Raw genomic sequence first — 16927 nt, 5'->3', positions numbered from 1 at the left:
TGACGGGTCTCAAACTCTTAAGATTGTCCTTACGGACACTAACGTAACCACTCGGGAAGATCGTTCAGTCCCATCGCCTGACGGATGAGTTGTGGTTTTACGCCCGGGAGGGTATCGGCCAGTTTCAGCCCAATATCGCGTAGCAGTTTTTTCGCCGGATTCTCGCCTGCAAACAGTTCACGGAAACCCTGCATCCCTGCCAGCATCAGCGCTGCGCTGTGCTTACGGCTGCGTTCGTAGCGGCGTAAATAAAGATACTGACCAATATCTTTACCCTGACGCTGTAGCCGCTTAAGTTCATCGATCAGCTCCGCCGCATCCATAAAGCCAAGGTTAACCCCCTGACCCGCCAGCGGGTGGATGGTATGCGCCGCATCCCCCACCAGCACCAGACGATGGGCGGCGAACTGACGGGCATAACGTCCCGTCAGCGGAAACGCCTGACGTTCGCTTTCAAGGCTGCACAGCCCCAGACGATTATCAAAAGCGATATTCAGCGCCTGATTAAACTCGTCAATGCTTGCCTGCTGCATACATTCTGCTTCCTGCGGCGAGAGCGACCAGACGATAGAACACAGGTGTGGATCGCTGAGCGGCAGGAATGCCAGGATCCCCTCGCCGTGAAACGCCTGACGCGCAACCGCACCGTGCGCTTCCTGCGTACGGATAGTCGCCACCAGCGCATGATGACGATAATCCCAGAAGGTGAGCGGAATATCCGCTTTGTTGCGCAGCCAGGAGTTAGCACCATCAGCACCGACGACCAGGCGGGCCGTCAGCATTGCGCCATCTTTCAGGGTCAGAAATGCTTCGTTCTCACCCCAGGCCACCTGCTGTAATTCAGCAGGTGCCATCAGCGTAATATCCGCTGAACGCTGCGCCTTTTGCCACAGCGCATAATGAATCTCTGAGTTTTCGACAATGTGCCCCAAATGGCTGTAGCCCATGCTCTGGTCATCAAACGCAATACGTCCAAAGCTGTCTTTGTCCCAGACTTCCATGCCGTGGTAGCAGCAAGCGCGACGGGCAACAATGTCGGACCAGACGCCAAGACGGGTAAGCAGTTTTTCGCTGGCGGCATTAATGGCCGAAACACGAAGCTGAGGAGGTGCATCCGCCGCCAACGGCTGCGGAACATGTTGTTCTAATACAGCAACGCGCAACCCGCTGCCCTGTAAGCCGCAGGCAACCGCCAGTCCTACCATGCCGCCACCAACAATTGCTACATCAACACTTTGCACTGTTTGCTCCTGAAAATAGGACAATCAAAAACCGTAGGCCGGATAAGGCAAAGCCGCCATCCGGCATCAATTCCGCGACATTGCCTGATGGCGCTGCGCTTATCAGGCCTACTTCTTTAATTCGGCCTACAGGTTATATTTAGCGCGCAACCCAGCCCAGGGTCCGCTCCGCCAGCGCATCGCGCGCAGGGGTGAATAATTCCATCGCCATCAGCCCGGCATTACGCCCAACAACCAGCGGGGCCCAGTGATTGGCAAACAAATACACTAAATTATTGGTCACACCAATCGTCGTATTACGATCGCTTTCGCGGCGCTGCTGATAGCGTGCCAGCACCGCATAATCACCCACATCTTCCGCGCCGTTTTCCGCCTGCGTCAACGTCTCAGCCAGGCTCATTACGTCACGCAGACCCAGGTTGAAACCTTGCCCGGCAATGGGATGCAGCGTCTGGGCGGCGTTCCCTACCAGCACGGTACGATGGGTAATCGCCTTCAGCGCTGTAGTTAACGAAAGCGGATAGGCGCTGCGTTTACCGGCCTGGGTAATACGTCCCAGTCGCCAGCCAAAAGCGGTTTGTAGTTCACAGCAAAACTGTTCGTCAGACCAAGCCATAATCTCATCACGCTGCTCCAGCGGATGGCACCACACCAACGAGCAGCGACCGTCAGACATCGGAAGCATTGCCAGCGGACCATATTGCGTGAAGCGTTCAAACGCTCGCCCGTCGTGCGGTACAGAGGTCGTGACGTTGGCAATTACCGCCAGTTGCTCATAAGGCTGTTGCAGCCAGTCAACACCGCAGGCGGTAGCCAGTGCGGAGCGCGTACCGTCGGCGGCCACCAGCAGGCGACCATCAATCATTTCGCCATTTTCCAGCGTAACTTCTACGCGCTCCTGCGTGCGCGACACGCTGGCTACGCGATCGGGGCAGTGCAATGTGACGCCCGGTGCTTTGCGCAGCAGCGCAAACAGACGCAGCCCGACGTCGTGCAGTTCTACCACCTGGCCCAGAGCCGGAATACGGTATTCCTGCGCATCCAGCGTCACAAATCCGGCATGACCGCGATCGCTGACGTGAACCGTTTTAATGGCCGTTGCGCAATCGGCAATCGCCTGCCATACGCCAATTCGCGCCAGTTGTTGGCAGGTTCCTGCCGCCAGAGCGATCGCCCTGGCATCAAACCCGGGATGGCGGTCAGTTTCAGGTTCGCTCGCTTCTATCAGATGAACCGGCAGAGTCCCATGGCTGAGCTGAGAAATGGCCAACGCCAGCGTCGCGCCAACCATACCACCACCAACGATAATCACGCTCATTGCAGTCGCGCCGCAGCCATTAAGGCTTCAATGTCATCCGCTTTCTTCACTACGCTGGCGGTCAGGTTTTCATTGCCGTCCTCGGTGATGAGGATGTCATCCTCAATACGAATGCCGATACCACGATAAGCCGGCGGTACATCGGCGTCTGGCGCGATATACAGTCCCGGCTCGACGGTGAGCACCATTCCCGGCTCAAGAATACGTGAGCGGTCCTGACCATAAACGCCGACGTCGTGCACATCCAGCCCAAGCCAGTGGCTTAGACCATGCATAAAGAATGGGCGATGTGCATTTTCGGTAATCAACTGATCGACATCACCGTGCAAAATACCGAGTTTCACCAGACCCGTAATCATGATGCGCACCACTTCACCAGTGACTTCCTGAATGGACGTTCCGGGACGATACAGACGCAGGCTGGTTTCTAAGGATTCCAGCACGATATCGTAGATTTCACGCTGTGCTGGGGTAAATTTGCCATTTACCGGAAAGGTACGCGTAATGTCGCCCGCATAGCCTTTGTATTCACAGCCAGCGTCGATCAGCACCAAATCGCCATCGCGCATTTCACTTTCATTTTCGGTGTAATGCAGGATACAGCCATTTTCACCGCTGCCGACAATCGTGTTATAGGACGGATAACGCGCACCATGGCGGGTAAATTCGTGGTGAATCTCCCCTTCTAACTGGTATTCAAACATTCCCGGACGGCATTTTTCCATCGCACGGGTATGCGCCAGCGCCGTGATTTCTCCGGCACGACGCATGACCGCAATCTCTTCCGGTGATTTGAACAGGCGCATCTCATGCACCATTGGACGCCAGTCGATAATCGCGGCAGGTGCGTGCAGATTTTGTCTGGAGCCTTTACGCAGTTTATCCAGTGCCGTGCACACAATCTCGTCGGCCCAGGCATATTCGCCCTGCGCGTGGTACACCGCGTCCAGGCCATTGAGCAACAGGTGCAGCTGTTGGTTGATTTCACTGAAGGCCAGCGCCCTGTCAACGCCAAGTTTTGCCGGGGCAGCATCCTGGCCCAGACGGCGACCAAACCAGATCTCCGCCGTCAGATCGCGAACCCGATTGAACAAAACGCTATGGTTATGAGTGTCATCGCTTTTAATCAGCACCAGCACGGCTTCAGGTTCGTTAAAACCGGTGAAGTACCAGAAATCACTGCTTTGGCGGTACGGGTATTCACTGTCCGCGCTGCGCGTCGCTTCAGGCGCGGCAAAAATCAGCGCGGCGCTGCCGGGCTGCATTTGTGCCAGTAAAGCCTGGCGACGACGCTGGAATTCTTGCTGAGATATCTCGCTCATCACACTCTCCTTTGCGTTTCGTTCTTAGTGCAGAGTCGGTTTACGAACTTCCGGCGCAGTCGGCTGCTGACGCGTAAACGTGTCATGACACAGCAAAGCGGCTACGCGCACGTATTCGATGATCTCTTCGAGCGACATTTCCAGCTCTTCCTGATCTTCGTCTTCGTCATACCCTAACTGCGCGATATTGCGCAGGTCGTCAATCGCTTCCCCAGTTTCGCCGGTTACTTTGTCGAGCTTCGGCTGCGTGACGCCAAGGCCCAGCAAAAAGTGGTTTACCCATCCCGCCAGCGCATCGGCGCGATCGAACACGCTGACGTCATCCCCTTCAGGCAGATAAAGCTGAAAAAGGAAGCCGTCGTCTTCGAGGGCATCGCTGGTGGCAGAGTGCATTTTCAGCAGCGCCTGAGCCAGCTCGTGACCAAAGGCCAGACCTTCGTTCGTCAGGTCGTGCAACAGCGGCTGCCATGAGCTGTCGTTGTTTCCACCGCAAATAATTCCGCTTATCAAGCCGTGCATTTCGGCCGGGGTTAATCCAGCCCCTTGTTGGTTCAAAAACTGGCTAACTTCGTTGTAACCAGGCATTTCGTTCTGTATAGACATAAGCATTCGTCATCAAAGGGAGGAATATTCATGGTATGCTACCACTTTGGACCCTGGTGGACCAGAAAAGGGCTTGTATCTTGATACCAGGGTAGCTATAGTGTCGCCCCTTCGCGGACCCACGGTCTGGAGACGAAGGCAGCGCAGTCAATCAGCAGGAAGGTGGCATGTCTGCACAACCCGTCGATATCCAAATATTTGGCCGTTCACTGCGAGTGAATTGCCCGCCTGAACAAAGGGATGCGTTGAATCAGGCTGCGGACGATCTCAATCAGCGATTGCAAGATCTAAAAGTTCGCACTAGAGTCACAAATACTGAGCAGTTGGTTTTCATCGCCGCGTTGAACATCAGCTATGAATTAACTCAGGAAAAAGCGAAGACGCGTGAGTACGCGGCGAGCATGGAACAACGTATTCGGATGCTACAACAGACCATCGAACAGGCGTTGCTTGATCAGGGTCGCATAACCGAAAAAACGGGCCAAAACTTTGAATAACACTTTTCGGTTTACTGTGGTAGAGTGACCGTGAAGACAAAATTTCTCTGAGATGTTTGCAAGCGGGCCAGTCCCCTGAGCCGATATTTCATACCACAAGAATGTGGCGCTCCACGGTTGGTGAGCATGCTCGGCCCGTCCGAGAAGCCTTAAAACTGTGACGACACATTCACCTTGAACCAAGGGTTCAAGGGTTACAGCCTGCGGCGGCATCTCGGAGATTCCCTTCTACCTGGCAACAGCCATGACATTACTTTCTGAACTCCCTTTATCCCGGCAAGAAATTCGTCAACTGATTCGGCAGCGTCGTCGTGCGCTTACCTCCGAACAGCAACGACAATACGGTCAGCAAGCCGCGACCCGAATGCTCAGCTTTCCCCCTGTTGTACTCGCTCATACGGTGGCAGTATTCCTCTCGTTCGATGGCGAACTCGATACCCAGCCGCTAATAGATCAGCTGTGGCGAGCGGGCAAGCGCGTTTATCTTCCGGTTCTTCATCCCTTCAGCACCGGTAATTTGCTGTTCCTGCACTATCATCCGCATAGCGACCTGGTAACCAATCGCTTAAAGATCCAGGAACCACGACTTGATGTACGTGACGTATTACCGCTGTCACAGCTGGATGTACTGATTACGCCGTTAGTGGCGTTTGATGAATATGGACAACGCCTGGGCATGGGCGGCGGATTTTATGACCGCACGCTACAAAACTGGCAGCAGCATAAGATCCAGCCCGTAGGCTACGCGCACGATTGTCAGCGAGTAGAAAAGCTGCCTGTTGAAGAATGGGATATCCCGCTACCTGCGGTGGTGACGCCATCAAAAGTATGGGAATGGTAGCTTTTTTGTCGATTGACAGCGCCGTTTTTTTAAACTAACTTTCTCGGCGAAGGGTGAGGGAGGCGAGCCTCCCTCCTGCGTACTCTCTGTTAATATGCTGGCGAAGCGATGATTAACAGGATCAGCAGCATGATGACGTATCTCATCATCGTCCCTTTCCTTTTTAAAGCCCCTGCTTCGGTAGGGGCTTTCCCGTTTCAGCACGATGCTGAGCCCCTATCGTAAATCCCTTTTATTGATGTACAACGCAGAGCGCAGCCTTTAATTACCAATTGCGGCAAGGGTCGAAAACGGAATGCATGCGTTACACAAAGAGATAGTAAGGCAGGAAAATCAGAGGAAAGATGGGCAGGTCAACCGCCTGCCCATGTAGAGGAAATCAGTACAGCAGACGAGCACGAATAGTACCCGGGAGGGCTTTCATCGCCAGCAACGCTTTCTCTGCCACATCTTCATCCGCTTCAATATCAATAACCACGTAACCTACCTGTGCGGAAGTCTGCAGATACTGTGCGGCAATGTTGACGCCCTGCTCGGCAAAAATCTGGTTCAGCGCGGTCAGTACGCCCGGACGGTTTTCGTGAATGTGCATCAGACGACGACCGCCGTGTAGCGGCAGCGAAACTTCCGGGAAGTTAACTGCAGACAGCGTAGAGCCGTTATCGGAATACTTGGTCAGTTTCCCAGCCACTTCCAGACCGATGTTTTCCTGCGCTTCCAGCGTTGAACCACCAATGTGCGGCGTCAGGATCACGTTGTCGAAATCACACAGCGGCGAAGTGAAAGGATCGCTGTTGGTTGCCGGCTCGGTTGGGAATACGTCGATTGCCGCCCCTGCCAGGTGCTTGGTCGCTAACGCGTCGCACAGCGCAGGAATATCAACAACCGTACCACGTGCGGCGTTAATCAGCAGCGCGCCTGGTTTCATCAACGCAATCTCACGCGCGCCCATCAGATTTTTGGTGGAGGCATTTTCCGGTACGTGCAAACTGACCACGTCGCTCATATTGAGCAGGTCGGAAAGATGCTGCACCTGCGTGGCGTTGCCGAGTGGGAGTTTATTTTCTATATCATAGAAATAGACATGCATCCCCAGCGATTCCGCCAGAATGCCTAGCTGAGTACCAATGTGGCCGTAGCCGATGATCCCCAGTTTTTTGCCACGCGCTTCAAAGGAGCCGGTAGCCAGTTTGTTCCACACGCCGCGGTGTGCTTTGGCGTTCGCTTCGGGTACACCGCGTAGCAGGAGAAGCAGTTCGCCAATCACCAGTTCCGCAACGGAACGCGTGTTAGAGAATGGCGCGTTAAACACGGGGATCCCGCGCTTTGCCGCAGCGGTCAGATCAACCTGGTTGGTGCCGATACAGAAGCAGCCAATCGCGACCAGTTTCTCTGCGGCGTCAATCACATCTTCAGTCAGATGGGTACGGGATCGCAGGCCAATGAAGTGGGCATCACGGATGGACTCTTTCAGTTGTTCAGTGTCCAGAGCGCCTTTGTGAAACTCGATGTTGGTATAACCTGCTGCACGAAGGCTTTCGAGTGCTTTTTGATGCACGCCTTCTACCAGCAGAAATTTAATCTTATCTTTCTCCAGTGATACCTTTGCCATTTCCCCGACCCTGTCTTTTTTTGTTCAAACTGATGTGTTGTGTGTGGGATTTTCATCCGCCTCTTCAACATATCAAAAAATAATATTGCGGCAATATGAACGTTTGCGTCGCCGTGCTGAAGAAATGTCATTCAGAGAGAAATGTCAGAGGAAAATACTGGCGATAACTTTTTCTTTGGAGAGATCGGCAGGACAATATTATAAACGTGACACAAGTCACCAAATTTGCCCTGCCAAAATTTTTTTAACGGGAGAAGACACTCCCATCAGATCATTTTACGATAGTTTTCACGCCGTCTGGGGTACCGATCAGCGCGACATCCGCACCACGGTTGGCAAACAGACCGACGGTTACCACGCCCGGAATCGCATTGATGGCGTTTTCCATGGCCACGGCGTCAAGGATCTCCAGACCGTGTACATCAAGGATCACGTTGCCGTTGTCCGTCACTACGCCCTGACGGTATTCAGGACGACCGCCCAGCTTCACCAACTGGCGAGCCACAGCGCTGCGCGCCATTGGGATGACTTCAACCGGCAGCGGGAAGTTGCCGAGAATGTCGACTTCTTTGGACGCATCCGCGATGCAGATAAATTTCTTCGCCACGGAAGCAATGATTTTTTCACGGGTCAACGCTGCACCGCCGCCCTTGATCATCTGCATATGGCCGTTGATTTCATCCGCGCCATCAACGTATACGCCGAGACTATCAACTTCGTTAAGATCGAACACGTGGATGCCAAGGCTTTTGAGTTTTTCGGTTGAAGCGTCCGAACTGGATACCGCACCTTCAATCTGACCTTTCATTGTGCCCAGCGCATCAATAAAGTGTGCGGCTGTTGAACCTGTACCTACGCCCACAATGGTACCGGGCTGTACATACTGAAGTGCCGCCCATCCTACTGCTTTTTTCAGTTCATCCTGCGTCATGATCGTTTCGCCTGTGGTGTGAATATGGTGGGAAAATTCACGCGCATTATAGAACATTGTGCAGAAAAATGTCCCCACACCCGCTCGCAAGCGGCGGATTTCGTCTTTACCCAACCTAAATTTGTGTCATAGTGCAGAACAAGCAAAATTTTCAGGAGTGCGTCAAAGCAATGAAACGTCCGGACTACAGAACACTACAAGCACTGGATGCGGTTATTCGTGAACGAGGATTTGAGCGCGCGGCGCAAAAGCTGTGCATCACGCAATCCGCGGTTTCACAGCGCATAAAACAGCTTGAGAATATGTTCGGACAACCGCTGCTGGTGCGTACCGTACCACCACGCCCAACCGAACAGGGGCAGAAACTACTGGCACTTTTGCGTCAGGTTGAACTGCTGGAAGACGAGTGGCTGGGTGATGAACAAACCGGATCGACGCCGCTGCTGCTCTCACTGGCAGTGAACGCCGACAGTCTGGCGACCTGGTTGCTTCCGGCGTTAGCCCCGGTACTGGCCAATTCACCGATTCGGCTGAACCTGCAGGTTGAGGATGAAACGCGCACCCAGGAACGTCTGCGTCGTGGTGAAGTGGTCGGTGCGGTGAGTATCCAACATCAGGCGCTGCCAAGCTGTCTGGTGGATAAACTTGGCGCGCTGGACTACCTGTTCGTTGGCTCCAAACCTTTCGCCGAGCGTTATTTCCCTAACGGCGTCACCCGCTCCGCCCTGCTGAAAGCCCCGGCGGTAGCGTTTGACCATCTTGATGATATGCATCAGGCGTTCCTGCAACAAAACTTCGACCTGCCGCCGGGAAGCGTGCCGTGCCACATCGTTAACTCTTCTGAAGCCTTCGTCCAGTTGGCGCGTCAGGGCACCACCTGCTGCATGATCCCGCACTTACAGATTGAGAAAGAGCTGGAAAGCGGCGAGCTGATCGATTTAACGCCAGGTCTGTTCCAGCGTCGGATGCTGTACTGGCACCGTTTTGCACCGGAAAGCCGCATGATGCGCAACGTTACCGACGCGCTGCTGGAATACGGGCACAAGGTGTTGCGTCAGGATTAAACCGTTTATTGCTCCAGAGTGCCGGATGGCGGCGTAACGCCTTATCCGGCCGACAAGCCTTTACCCTCTATTCATGCTATTCCCGCCACGTCTTTGAAATAAATCACAAAATCAAACACGCCATGCGGCAAAAAACGACGCCCTGTTGGCTATTTTTTGCTGGCGACAAGCCAAATGAAAAAGCTCACCGTATCCGCAAAGATTCAACTTATTGCGTAATACGGAGCAAAAAATGGCAAACGTGCAGGAGTGGCAAACACTCGCTAATAAAGAACTCAGTCGACGGGAAAAAACCGTCGAATCGCTGGAAAGACAGACGGCGGAAGGAATTGCCATCAAGCCGCTGTACACTGAAGCGGACCTCGATAATCTGGAAGTCACGGGCACTCTTCCCGGCCTACCGCCTTACGTGCGTGGCCCGCGCGCCACCATGTATACCGCGCAGCCGTGGACCATTCGCCAGTACGCTGGTTTCTCTACCGCCAAAGAGTCCAACGCCTTTTACCGCCGTAACCTCGCCGCCGGGCAAAAAGGACTTTCCGTCGCCTTTGACCTTGCCACCCATCGCGGCTATGACTCTGACAACCCGCGCGTGGCAGGCGACGTCGGCAAAGCGGGCGTGGCGATCGATACTGTCGAAGATATGAAGGTGCTGTTCGACCAGATTCCGCTGGATAAGATGTCGGTATCAATGACCATGAACGGCGCGGTGCTGCCGGTACTGGCGTTTTATATCGTCGCTGCAGAAGAACAAGGCGTAACGCCGGAGCAACTCACCGGGACCATTCAGAACGATATTCTGAAAGAGTACCTGTGCCGCAACACCTACATTTACCCGCCAAAACCTTCAATGCGCATCATCGCCGACATCATCGCCTGGTGTTCCGCCAATATGCCGCGCTATAACACCATCAGTATCAGCGGTTATCACATGGGGGAAGCTGGGGCGAACTGCGTCCAGCAGGTGGCGTTTACGCTGGCTGACGGCATTGAGTACATCAAAGCCGCGCTGTCTGCCGGGCTGAAAATTGATGACTTCGCGCCGCGCCTGTCATTCTTCTTCGGCATCGGCATGGATCTGTTTATGAACGTCGCCATGCTGCGCGCGGCTCGCTATTTGTGGAGTGAAGCAGTCAGCGGTTTTGGCGCAAACAACCCGAAATCTCTCGCTCTGCGTACCCACTGCCAGACCTCCGGCTGGAGTCTGACCGAGCAGGATCCTTACAACAACGTGATCCGCACGACCATTGAAGCGCTCGGCGCTACGCTTGGCGGCACCCAGTCTCTGCATACCAACGCCTTTGATGAGGCGCTCGGGCTACCCACCGATTTCTCCGCCCGCATCGCGCGTAATACACAGATCATCATTCAGGAAGAGTCAGAGATCTGCCGCACCGTCGATCCGCTGGCCGGATCGTATTACGTCGAGTCACTCACCGATCAAATCGTGAAGCAGGCGCGCACGATCATCAAACAAATTGATGAGGCAGGCGGCATGGCGAAAGCGATCGAAGCCGGGCTCCCTAAACGGATGATCGAAGAAGCTTCCGCGCGCGAGCAGTCGCTGATCGACCAGGGTAAACGCGTTATCGTCGGCGTGAACAAATACAAGCTGGATAAAGAAGACGAAACGTCGGTACTGGAAATCGACAACGTGAAGGTGCGAAACGAGCAAATTGCCTCGTTGCAGCATATCCGCGCAACTCGTGACACAGATGCCGTCAATGCCGCGCTCGCGGCGCTGACCCACGCCGCGCAGCATAATGAAAATCTGCTGGCCGCCGCCGTTAACGCCGCCCGCGTTCGCGCCACGCTAGGTGAGATCTCCGACGCGCTGGAAACCGCTTTTGACCGCTATCTGGTTCCCAGCCAGTGCGTCACCGGCGTGATTGCGCAAAGCTATCACCAGTCCGACAAATACGCCGATGAGTTCGACGCCATCGTTGCGCAAACCGAACAGTTCCTCGCGGAAAATGGTCGCCGACCGAGGATCCTGATCGCCAAGATGGGCCAGGATGGTCACGATCGCGGCGCGAAAGTGATCGCCAGCGCCTACTCCGATCTCGGCTTCGATGTTGACCTCAGTCCGATGTTCTCCACTCCGGAGGAAATTGCCCGTCTGGCGGTAGAAAACGATGTGCATGTAATAGGCGCATCGTCACTGGCGGCAGGTCATAAAACGCTGATCCCGGAACTGGTTACCGCGCTCAAAAAATGGGGGCGTGAAGATATCTGCGTGGTAGCAGGAGGCGTTATTCCGCCACAGGATTACGCCTTCCTGCACGAGCATGGTGTGGCTGCCATTTATGGCCCCGGCACGCCAATGCTCGCCAGCGTCCGCGATGTGTTAACCCGTATCAGTCAGCATCATGATTAACGCCGCCACGCTTGAGGATACCGTCCGCCGCTTGCGGCTTTGCGAGCGGGCTACGCTCGCCCAGGCGATGACGCTGGTCGAAAGCAGCCACCCGCGCCACCAGCCGCTGAGTACGCAGTTGCTGGACGCAATTATGCCGTTCACCGGTAACGCCCTGCGTTTGGGGATAACCGGTACGCCGGGCGCGGGCAAAAGCACCTTTCTGGAAGCATTCGGCATGCTGTTAATCCGTCACGGATTACGGGTGGCTGTGATCGCCGTCGATCCCAGCAGCCCGGTCAGCGGCGGCAGCATTCTTGGCGATAAAACCCGCATGACGGAGCTGTCTCGCGCCGAATCTGCGTTTATTCGCCCGGTCCCTTCCAGCGGTCATTTAGGCGGAGCCAGCCAGCGCGCCCGCGAATTAATGCTGTTGTGCGAGGCGGCTGGCTTTGACGTGGTGATTGTAGAAACCGTCGGGGTTGGGCAGTCAGAAACCGAAGTCGCAGGCATGGTGGATTGCTTTATCTCCCTGCAAATCGCTGGCGGTGGCGACGATTTGCAAGGCATCAAGAAAGGTCTGATGGAAATGGCGGATCTGGTCGTCATCAACAAGGACGACAGTGAGAACCATGCCAGCGTGGCCATCGCCCGTCATATGTACGAATCCGCCCTGCATATTCTGCGCCGCAAATATGACGAGTGGCAGCCGCTGGTTCTGACCTGTAGCGCCCTGGAAAAACGCGGTATTGAGGAGGTTTGGCAGGCGATAACCGACTTTAAAACGTGCCTTACCGCCAGCGGTCGACTGGAAAAAGTTCGCCAGCAGCAGGCGGTGGACTGGTTACACCAGCAGGCTGAAGAAGAAGCCCTACATCTGCTGTTTGCGCGGACTGATTTCGACCGCTATTTCCAGCAGACGCTACAGGCTGTCAAAAACAATGATCTGTCGCCGCGCACCGGTCTGCGGCACATCAGCGAATTTATCCAGCATCATTACTTTCAATAAAGAGAACATTATGTCTTATCAATACGTCAACGTGGTCATCATCCAGAAAGTCGCGGTTATTGAGTTCAATTACGCCCGCAAGCTCAATGCCCTGAGTAAAGTGTTTATTGACGATCTGATGCAGGCGCTGAGCGATCTCAATCGTGCGGACATTCGCTGCATCATTCTGCGCGCTCCGAGTGGAGCCAAAGTTTTCTCCGCCGGGCATGATATTCATGAACTCCCGACCGGACGTCGCGATCCGCTCTCCTATGACGATCCGCTGCGTCAGATAACCCGCATGATCCAAAAATATCCAAAACCGGTGATCTCTATGGTTGAAGGCAGCGTCTGGGGCGGCGCATTTGAGATGATCATGAGTTCCGATCTGATCATCGCCGCTGAAACATCCACCTTCTCGATGACCCCGGTCAACCTCGGCGTGCCGTATAACCTGGTCGGCATCCACAACCTGACTCGCGACGCCGGTTTTCACATCGTGAAAGAGCTGATTTTTACCGCTTCGCCGATTACCGCTCAGCGTGCGATGGCCGTCGGGATCCTCAACCATGTGGTTCCTGTAGACGAATTGGAGGATTTTACTCTGCAAATGGCGCACCACATCTCGGAGAAAGCACCACTGGCGATCGCCGTCATTAAAGAAGAGCTGCGCGTGCTGGGTGAAGCGCACACCATGAATTCCGATGAGTTCGAGCGCATTCAGGGCATGCGCCGCGCGGTGTACGACAGCGAGGATTATCAGGAAGGGATGAACGCGTTTATGGAAAAACGCAAACCTAATTTTGTCGGCCATTAATCACGTCTGAGGAAGGAGACGGCCATGAAACGGATGAGCGCCGAACAGGCGGCAGAAATTATCCAGCACGATGATATGGTGGCGTTTAGCGGCTTTACCCCCGCGGGTTCGCCAAAAGCGTTACCCACCGCAATTGCCCAACGTGCCTGCGAACAGCATCAGAACGGACAGCCTTTTCAGATCCGCCTGCTGACCGGAGCATCAATTGGCGCCGCCGCTGATGACGTACTATCCGCGGCGGATGCCGTTTCCTGGCGTGCGCCTTATCAAACGTCATCGGGCCTGCGCGACAAAATTAATCAGGGCCAGGTGAGGTTTGTCGATCTCCATTTGAGCGAAGTGGCGCAAATGGTTAATTACGGCTTTTTTGGCGAGATCGATGTTGCCGTCATTGAAGCCTCAGCCATCGCGCCGGATGGCCGGATTTGGCTGTCCAGCGGTATCGGTAATGCCCCCACCTGGCTGCTGCGGGCGAAAAAAGTGATCATTGAATTGAATCATTACCATAATCCGCGTGTGGCGGAGTTTGCCGACATCGTGATACCCGGTGCGCCGCCGCGGCGTAACAGCGTACCCATTTTTCATACCATGGATCGCGTAGGCAGTCAGTGCGTACAGATAGACCCCAAAAAGGTGGTTGCGGTGGTGGATACCGAACTGCCCGATGCAGGAAATGCATCGGATAAAACCAATCCGGTCAGCCAACAAATTGCCGATAACGTAGTCTCTTTTCTGCTGGCAGAAATGGCGCACAAACGCATTCCAGCTGAGTTTCTGCCCTTACAAAGCGGGGTGGGCAATATCAACAACGCGGTAATGGCTCGACTGGGCGAGAACCCGGATATCCCGCCCTTTATGATGTATTCGGAGGTGTTGCAGGAGTCGGTGGTGCATCTGCTGGAAACGGGCAAGATAACCGGTGCCAGCGCCTCCAGCCTGACCATTTCAGCCCCGTCGCTACAGAAGATTTACGACAACATGGACTTCTTCGCCAGCCGGATTGTGTTGCGCCCGCAGGAGATCTCCAATAACCCGGAAATCATTCGTCGGCTGGGGGTTATTGCGCTCAACGTCGGTCTGGAGTTTGATATCTACGGTCATGCCAATTCCACGCACGTTGCGGGGGTGAACCTGATGAACGGCATCGGCGGCAGCGGAGATTTCGAGCGCAACGCCTACCTGTCTATCTTTATGGCGCCGTCGATTGCCAAAGGCGGGAAAATCTCAACCATCGTACCGATGTGCAGCCATGTCGACCACAGCGAACATAGCGTTAAAGTGATCGTGACCGAACAAGGGATTGCCGATCTGCGTGGGTTATCTCCGATGCAGCGGGCGCACACAATTATCAATAACTGTGCGCATCCGCTTTACAGAGATTACTTGCACCGCTATCTGGAGAAAGCGCCCGGCGGGCATATCCATCACGATCTCAGCCATGCGTTCGATCTGCATCGCAACCTTCTCGAAACAGGCTCGATGCTAGGTTAACTTGCACTACCGTCACGATCTTCAGCAATATGCTGGAGCATGGTGGCGGTATAGCGATGATTTTTCAGCGAATAGAGAAACTCCTGCATATACATGGGACTGCCGGGCGCGTCGAAATATTTCAGCGTCGACGGGTTCACCAGCCGCCAGGCGAAGTGAGGGATCACCGTCAAAAACTGCCCGCGCTCCACCGCGCTAATCTTGGCCATAAAGCTGTACGGACGATAGATAATCGTCGGGTTGATCCCGCAGGGTCGCATGTATGCATCCAGCATCGCCTCAAAGTTGGCGCGATTCTGGAAGCGCATTTGCAGCCAGGGCAGCTCGCGCAGCAGATCCTGCGGCTGTTTTTCTTCATAGCGCCGGGAAACGAGAAACCCCAGACGCAGCGGAGGCAGTTCGCTGATCGCCAGATTTTCCAGCTCCTGCACGCGGGGGGAAACGTGCTGCGGCGAGATAATAAAATCCAGTTTGCGATCGAACAGGTTATCAATCACCCCATTCTCGCTGAATTCAACGGCCTGAGCCGTCACACCGTCATACTTGTCACCAAGGCTAATCAACTGGTCAAAAATAATCGTTGGGTAGGTATTGTCGATGCCGATAACAATTTCCCGCGAGCGGCGAGAGGCGTTATGGATTTCGTTATCAATGGCAGAGAGGCGCTGATAAACGGGAAACAGCTTCTGATACAGCTCTTGTCCTGCTTTATTCAGGCTGATGTTGTTATCTTTGCGGGTAAACAGCGTATAGCCGATTTGATCTTCCAGTGCAGCAATGCTTTTACCGAAGGGCGATGCGGTCATATGTATTTTTTCTGCCGCTCTGGCGATGTTATTGGTTTGCGCCAGCAGAATGAAATTACGCATCTTTTTCGAGATAAAAATATCCATAGCGTCCCCTTAAAAATCGCTATGGCCTATCCTCATTACGGCGAAAAAAAAGACCGGATGTGAAGTCTCATTTTTACAGTTGCTCACAGAAAAAACCCGGCTGGAAAGCCGGGTCTGCAACAATTACTGAGTTTTGGCTGGCGTTGCGGCTGGTTGCCCCGCCGTCGGCTCAATCTGGAAGACGACATCAACCTGATCGTCAAACTGAATAACCGGCTGTTCGTAGGTTTCCTGAGCAGAAGCAGCAGGTGCGGCATCTGCTTTCATCATCCGTACCATCGGGCTAGGCTGATAATTGGAAACGTGGTAGCGCACGCTGTACACCGGGCCAAGTTTGCTATTGAAGCCCGCAGCCAGTTGTTCTGCCTGATGAATAGCATCATCAATTGCCGCTTTACGCGCTTTATCTTTGTAAGCATCCGGTTGGGCAACACCAAGCGATACCGAACGGATCTCATTCAGACCAGCCTTCAGCGCGCCATCGAGCAGAGCGTTAAGTTTGTCCAGCTGACGCAGCGTGACTTCAACGGTGCGCACCGCACGATACCCTTTGAGGATACTTTTACCGTTCTGGTAGTCGTAATCCGGCTGGGTACGCAGGTTGGCCGCGCTAATGTCTTTCTTCGCTATCTGGTTCTGTTCAAGGAAGGACAGATATTGCGCCACGCGCTCATCGGCCTGCTTCTTCGCTGAAGCCGCATCCTTGGCAGCAACGTTCACTTCAATTGCCAGCGTAGCGATGTCTGGTGTCGCATCCACGCTTGCTGTTCCGGAAGTCACGATGTGCGGTCCATTTGGCAGCTCATTTGCCTGTACCGATAGTGCGCTGAATCCGACTAATGCCGCCAGGGCCATTATTTTGAACTTCACGGTCGTTCCTCCATGTTTCAATAATTACCCCGAAACTCAGGGCACATGCAGGCAAGCTTAGACGATCTCGCTGCGTTGTCCAT

The 16927-nt window shown here is 54.3% G+C and carries 15 protein-coding genes and 1 other RNA gene; 8 read left to right on the top strand and 8 right to left on the bottom strand.

All coding sequences use genetic code 11. From position 1 onward, the window contains the following. Positions 1 to 38: 38 nt before the first annotated feature. The 4 genes from ubiI to GUC46_RS04115 all read right to left on the bottom strand — a co-directional run bounded on the left by ubiI (position 39) and on the right by GUC46_RS04115 (position 4484). The gene (gene ubiI / locus GUC46_RS04130) at positions 39 to 1241 is read right to left on the bottom strand and encodes an FAD-dependent 2-octaprenylphenol hydroxylase (protein WP_139935775.1); all 1203 of its coding nucleotides are present in this window, start codon (positions 1239 to 1241) and stop codon (positions 39 to 41) included. 139 nt (positions 1242 to 1380) lie between these two features. Then, complete coding sequence (gene ubiH, locus GUC46_RS04125) at positions 1381 to 2559, bottom strand: 2-octaprenyl-6-methoxyphenyl hydroxylase (protein ID WP_130715138.1); 1179 nt, start codon at positions 2557 to 2559, stop codon at positions 1381 to 1383. After that, a complete protein-coding gene (gene pepP / locus GUC46_RS04120) occupies positions 2556 to 3881 on the bottom strand; it encodes a Xaa-Pro aminopeptidase (protein ID WP_003846386.1) in 1326 nt (441 codons plus the stop codon). The genes ubiH and pepP overlap by 4 nt, the downstream gene beginning before the upstream one ends. Positions 3882 to 3905: 24 nt before the next feature. Further along, a complete protein-coding gene (locus GUC46_RS04115; protein ID WP_160179791.1) occupies positions 3906 to 4484 on the bottom strand; it encodes a YecA family protein in 579 nt (192 codons plus the stop codon). 167 nt (positions 4485 to 4651) lie between these two features. On the opposite strand from GUC46_RS04115, the gene zapA reads away from it, so the two are divergent. From zapA to GUC46_RS04100, 3 genes are all read left to right on the top strand, one after another. Further along, a complete protein-coding gene (gene zapA / locus GUC46_RS04110) occupies positions 4652 to 4981 on the top strand; it encodes a cell division protein ZapA (protein WP_003026980.1) in 330 nt (109 codons plus the stop codon). Positions 4982 to 5022: 41 nt separating this feature from the next. Then, positions 5023 to 5206: non-coding RNA, 6S RNA (gene ssrS / locus GUC46_RS04105), on the top strand. 19 nt (positions 5207 to 5225) lie between these two features. Further along, positions 5226 to 5822 (top strand): 5-formyltetrahydrofolate cyclo-ligase, encoded by a 597-nt coding sequence (locus GUC46_RS04100; protein ID WP_044700824.1) that lies wholly within the window; start codon positions 5226 to 5228, stop codon positions 5820 to 5822. Positions 5823 to 6201: 379 nt separating this feature from the next. On the opposite strand, the gene serA is transcribed toward GUC46_RS04100, so the two are convergent. Both serA and rpiA read right to left on the bottom strand, forming a co-directional pair. Beyond that, complete coding sequence (gene serA / locus GUC46_RS04095) at positions 6202 to 7434, bottom strand: phosphoglycerate dehydrogenase (RefSeq protein ID WP_003026984.1); 1233 nt, start codon at positions 7432 to 7434, stop codon at positions 6202 to 6204. 271 nt (positions 7435 to 7705) lie between these two features. After that, on the bottom strand, positions 7706 to 8365 hold the full coding sequence (gene rpiA / locus GUC46_RS04090; RefSeq protein WP_003026986.1) for a ribose-5-phosphate isomerase RpiA: 660 nt from the start codon (positions 8363 to 8365) through the stop codon (positions 7706 to 7708). A gap of 170 nt (positions 8366 to 8535) precedes the next feature. On the opposite strand from rpiA, the gene argP reads away from it, so the two are divergent. The 5 genes from argP (at position 8536) to GUC46_RS04065 (ending at position 15081) form a co-directional block, all read left to right on the top strand. Continuing rightward, positions 8536 to 9429 (top strand): DNA-binding transcriptional regulator ArgP, encoded by an 894-nt coding sequence (argP, locus tag GUC46_RS04085; protein WP_003026988.1) that lies wholly within the window; start codon positions 8536 to 8538, stop codon positions 9427 to 9429. A 232-nt stretch (positions 9430 to 9661) separates the two neighbouring features. After that, positions 9662 to 11806 carry a methylmalonyl-CoA mutase gene (gene scpA / locus GUC46_RS04080; protein ID WP_130715137.1) on the top strand — a complete coding sequence of 715 codons (2145 nt, stop codon included), beginning with the start codon at positions 9662 to 9664 and terminating at the stop codon, positions 11804 to 11806. Next, a complete protein-coding gene (gene meaB / locus GUC46_RS04075; protein WP_160179789.1) occupies positions 11799 to 12794 on the top strand; it encodes a methylmalonyl Co-A mutase-associated GTPase MeaB in 996 nt (331 codons plus the stop codon). The genes scpA and meaB overlap by 8 nt, the downstream gene beginning before the upstream one ends. A 10-nt stretch (positions 12795 to 12804) precedes the next feature. Then, the gene (scpB, locus tag GUC46_RS04070) at positions 12805 to 13590 is read left to right on the top strand and encodes a methylmalonyl-CoA decarboxylase (RefSeq protein ID WP_003026994.1); all 786 of its coding nucleotides are present in this window, start codon (positions 12805 to 12807) and stop codon (positions 13588 to 13590) included. Between the two features lie 24 nt (positions 13591 to 13614). Next, positions 13615 to 15081, top strand: a complete 1467-nt coding sequence (locus tag GUC46_RS04065) for an acetyl-CoA hydrolase/transferase family protein (protein ID WP_016150958.1) — start codon at positions 13615 to 13617, stop codon at positions 15079 to 15081. Here the strand turns inward: GUC46_RS04065 and GUC46_RS04060 are convergent. Both GUC46_RS04060 and GUC46_RS04055 read right to left on the bottom strand, forming a co-directional pair. Continuing rightward, a complete protein-coding gene (locus tag GUC46_RS04060) occupies positions 15078 to 15974 on the bottom strand; it encodes a LysR family transcriptional regulator (RefSeq protein ID WP_003026999.1) in 897 nt (298 codons plus the stop codon). The two genes, GUC46_RS04065 and GUC46_RS04060, sit on opposite strands and share 4 nt — an antisense overlap. 123 nt (positions 15975 to 16097) lie before the next feature. Beyond that, on the bottom strand, positions 16098 to 16844 hold the full coding sequence (locus GUC46_RS04055) for an oxidative stress defense protein (RefSeq protein ID WP_003027002.1): 747 nt from the start codon (positions 16842 to 16844) through the stop codon (positions 16098 to 16100). Positions 16845 to 16927: the final 83 nt, after the last annotated feature.

This window comes from Citrobacter sp. LUTT5 (genome assembly GCF_009905315.1).
Taxonomy (GTDB): Bacteria; Pseudomonadota; Gammaproteobacteria; order Enterobacterales; family Enterobacteriaceae; genus Citrobacter; species Citrobacter freundii.
Note: the sequence above shows the minus strand (reverse complement) of the source record. Positions and strands in the feature narration are given on the sequence as shown.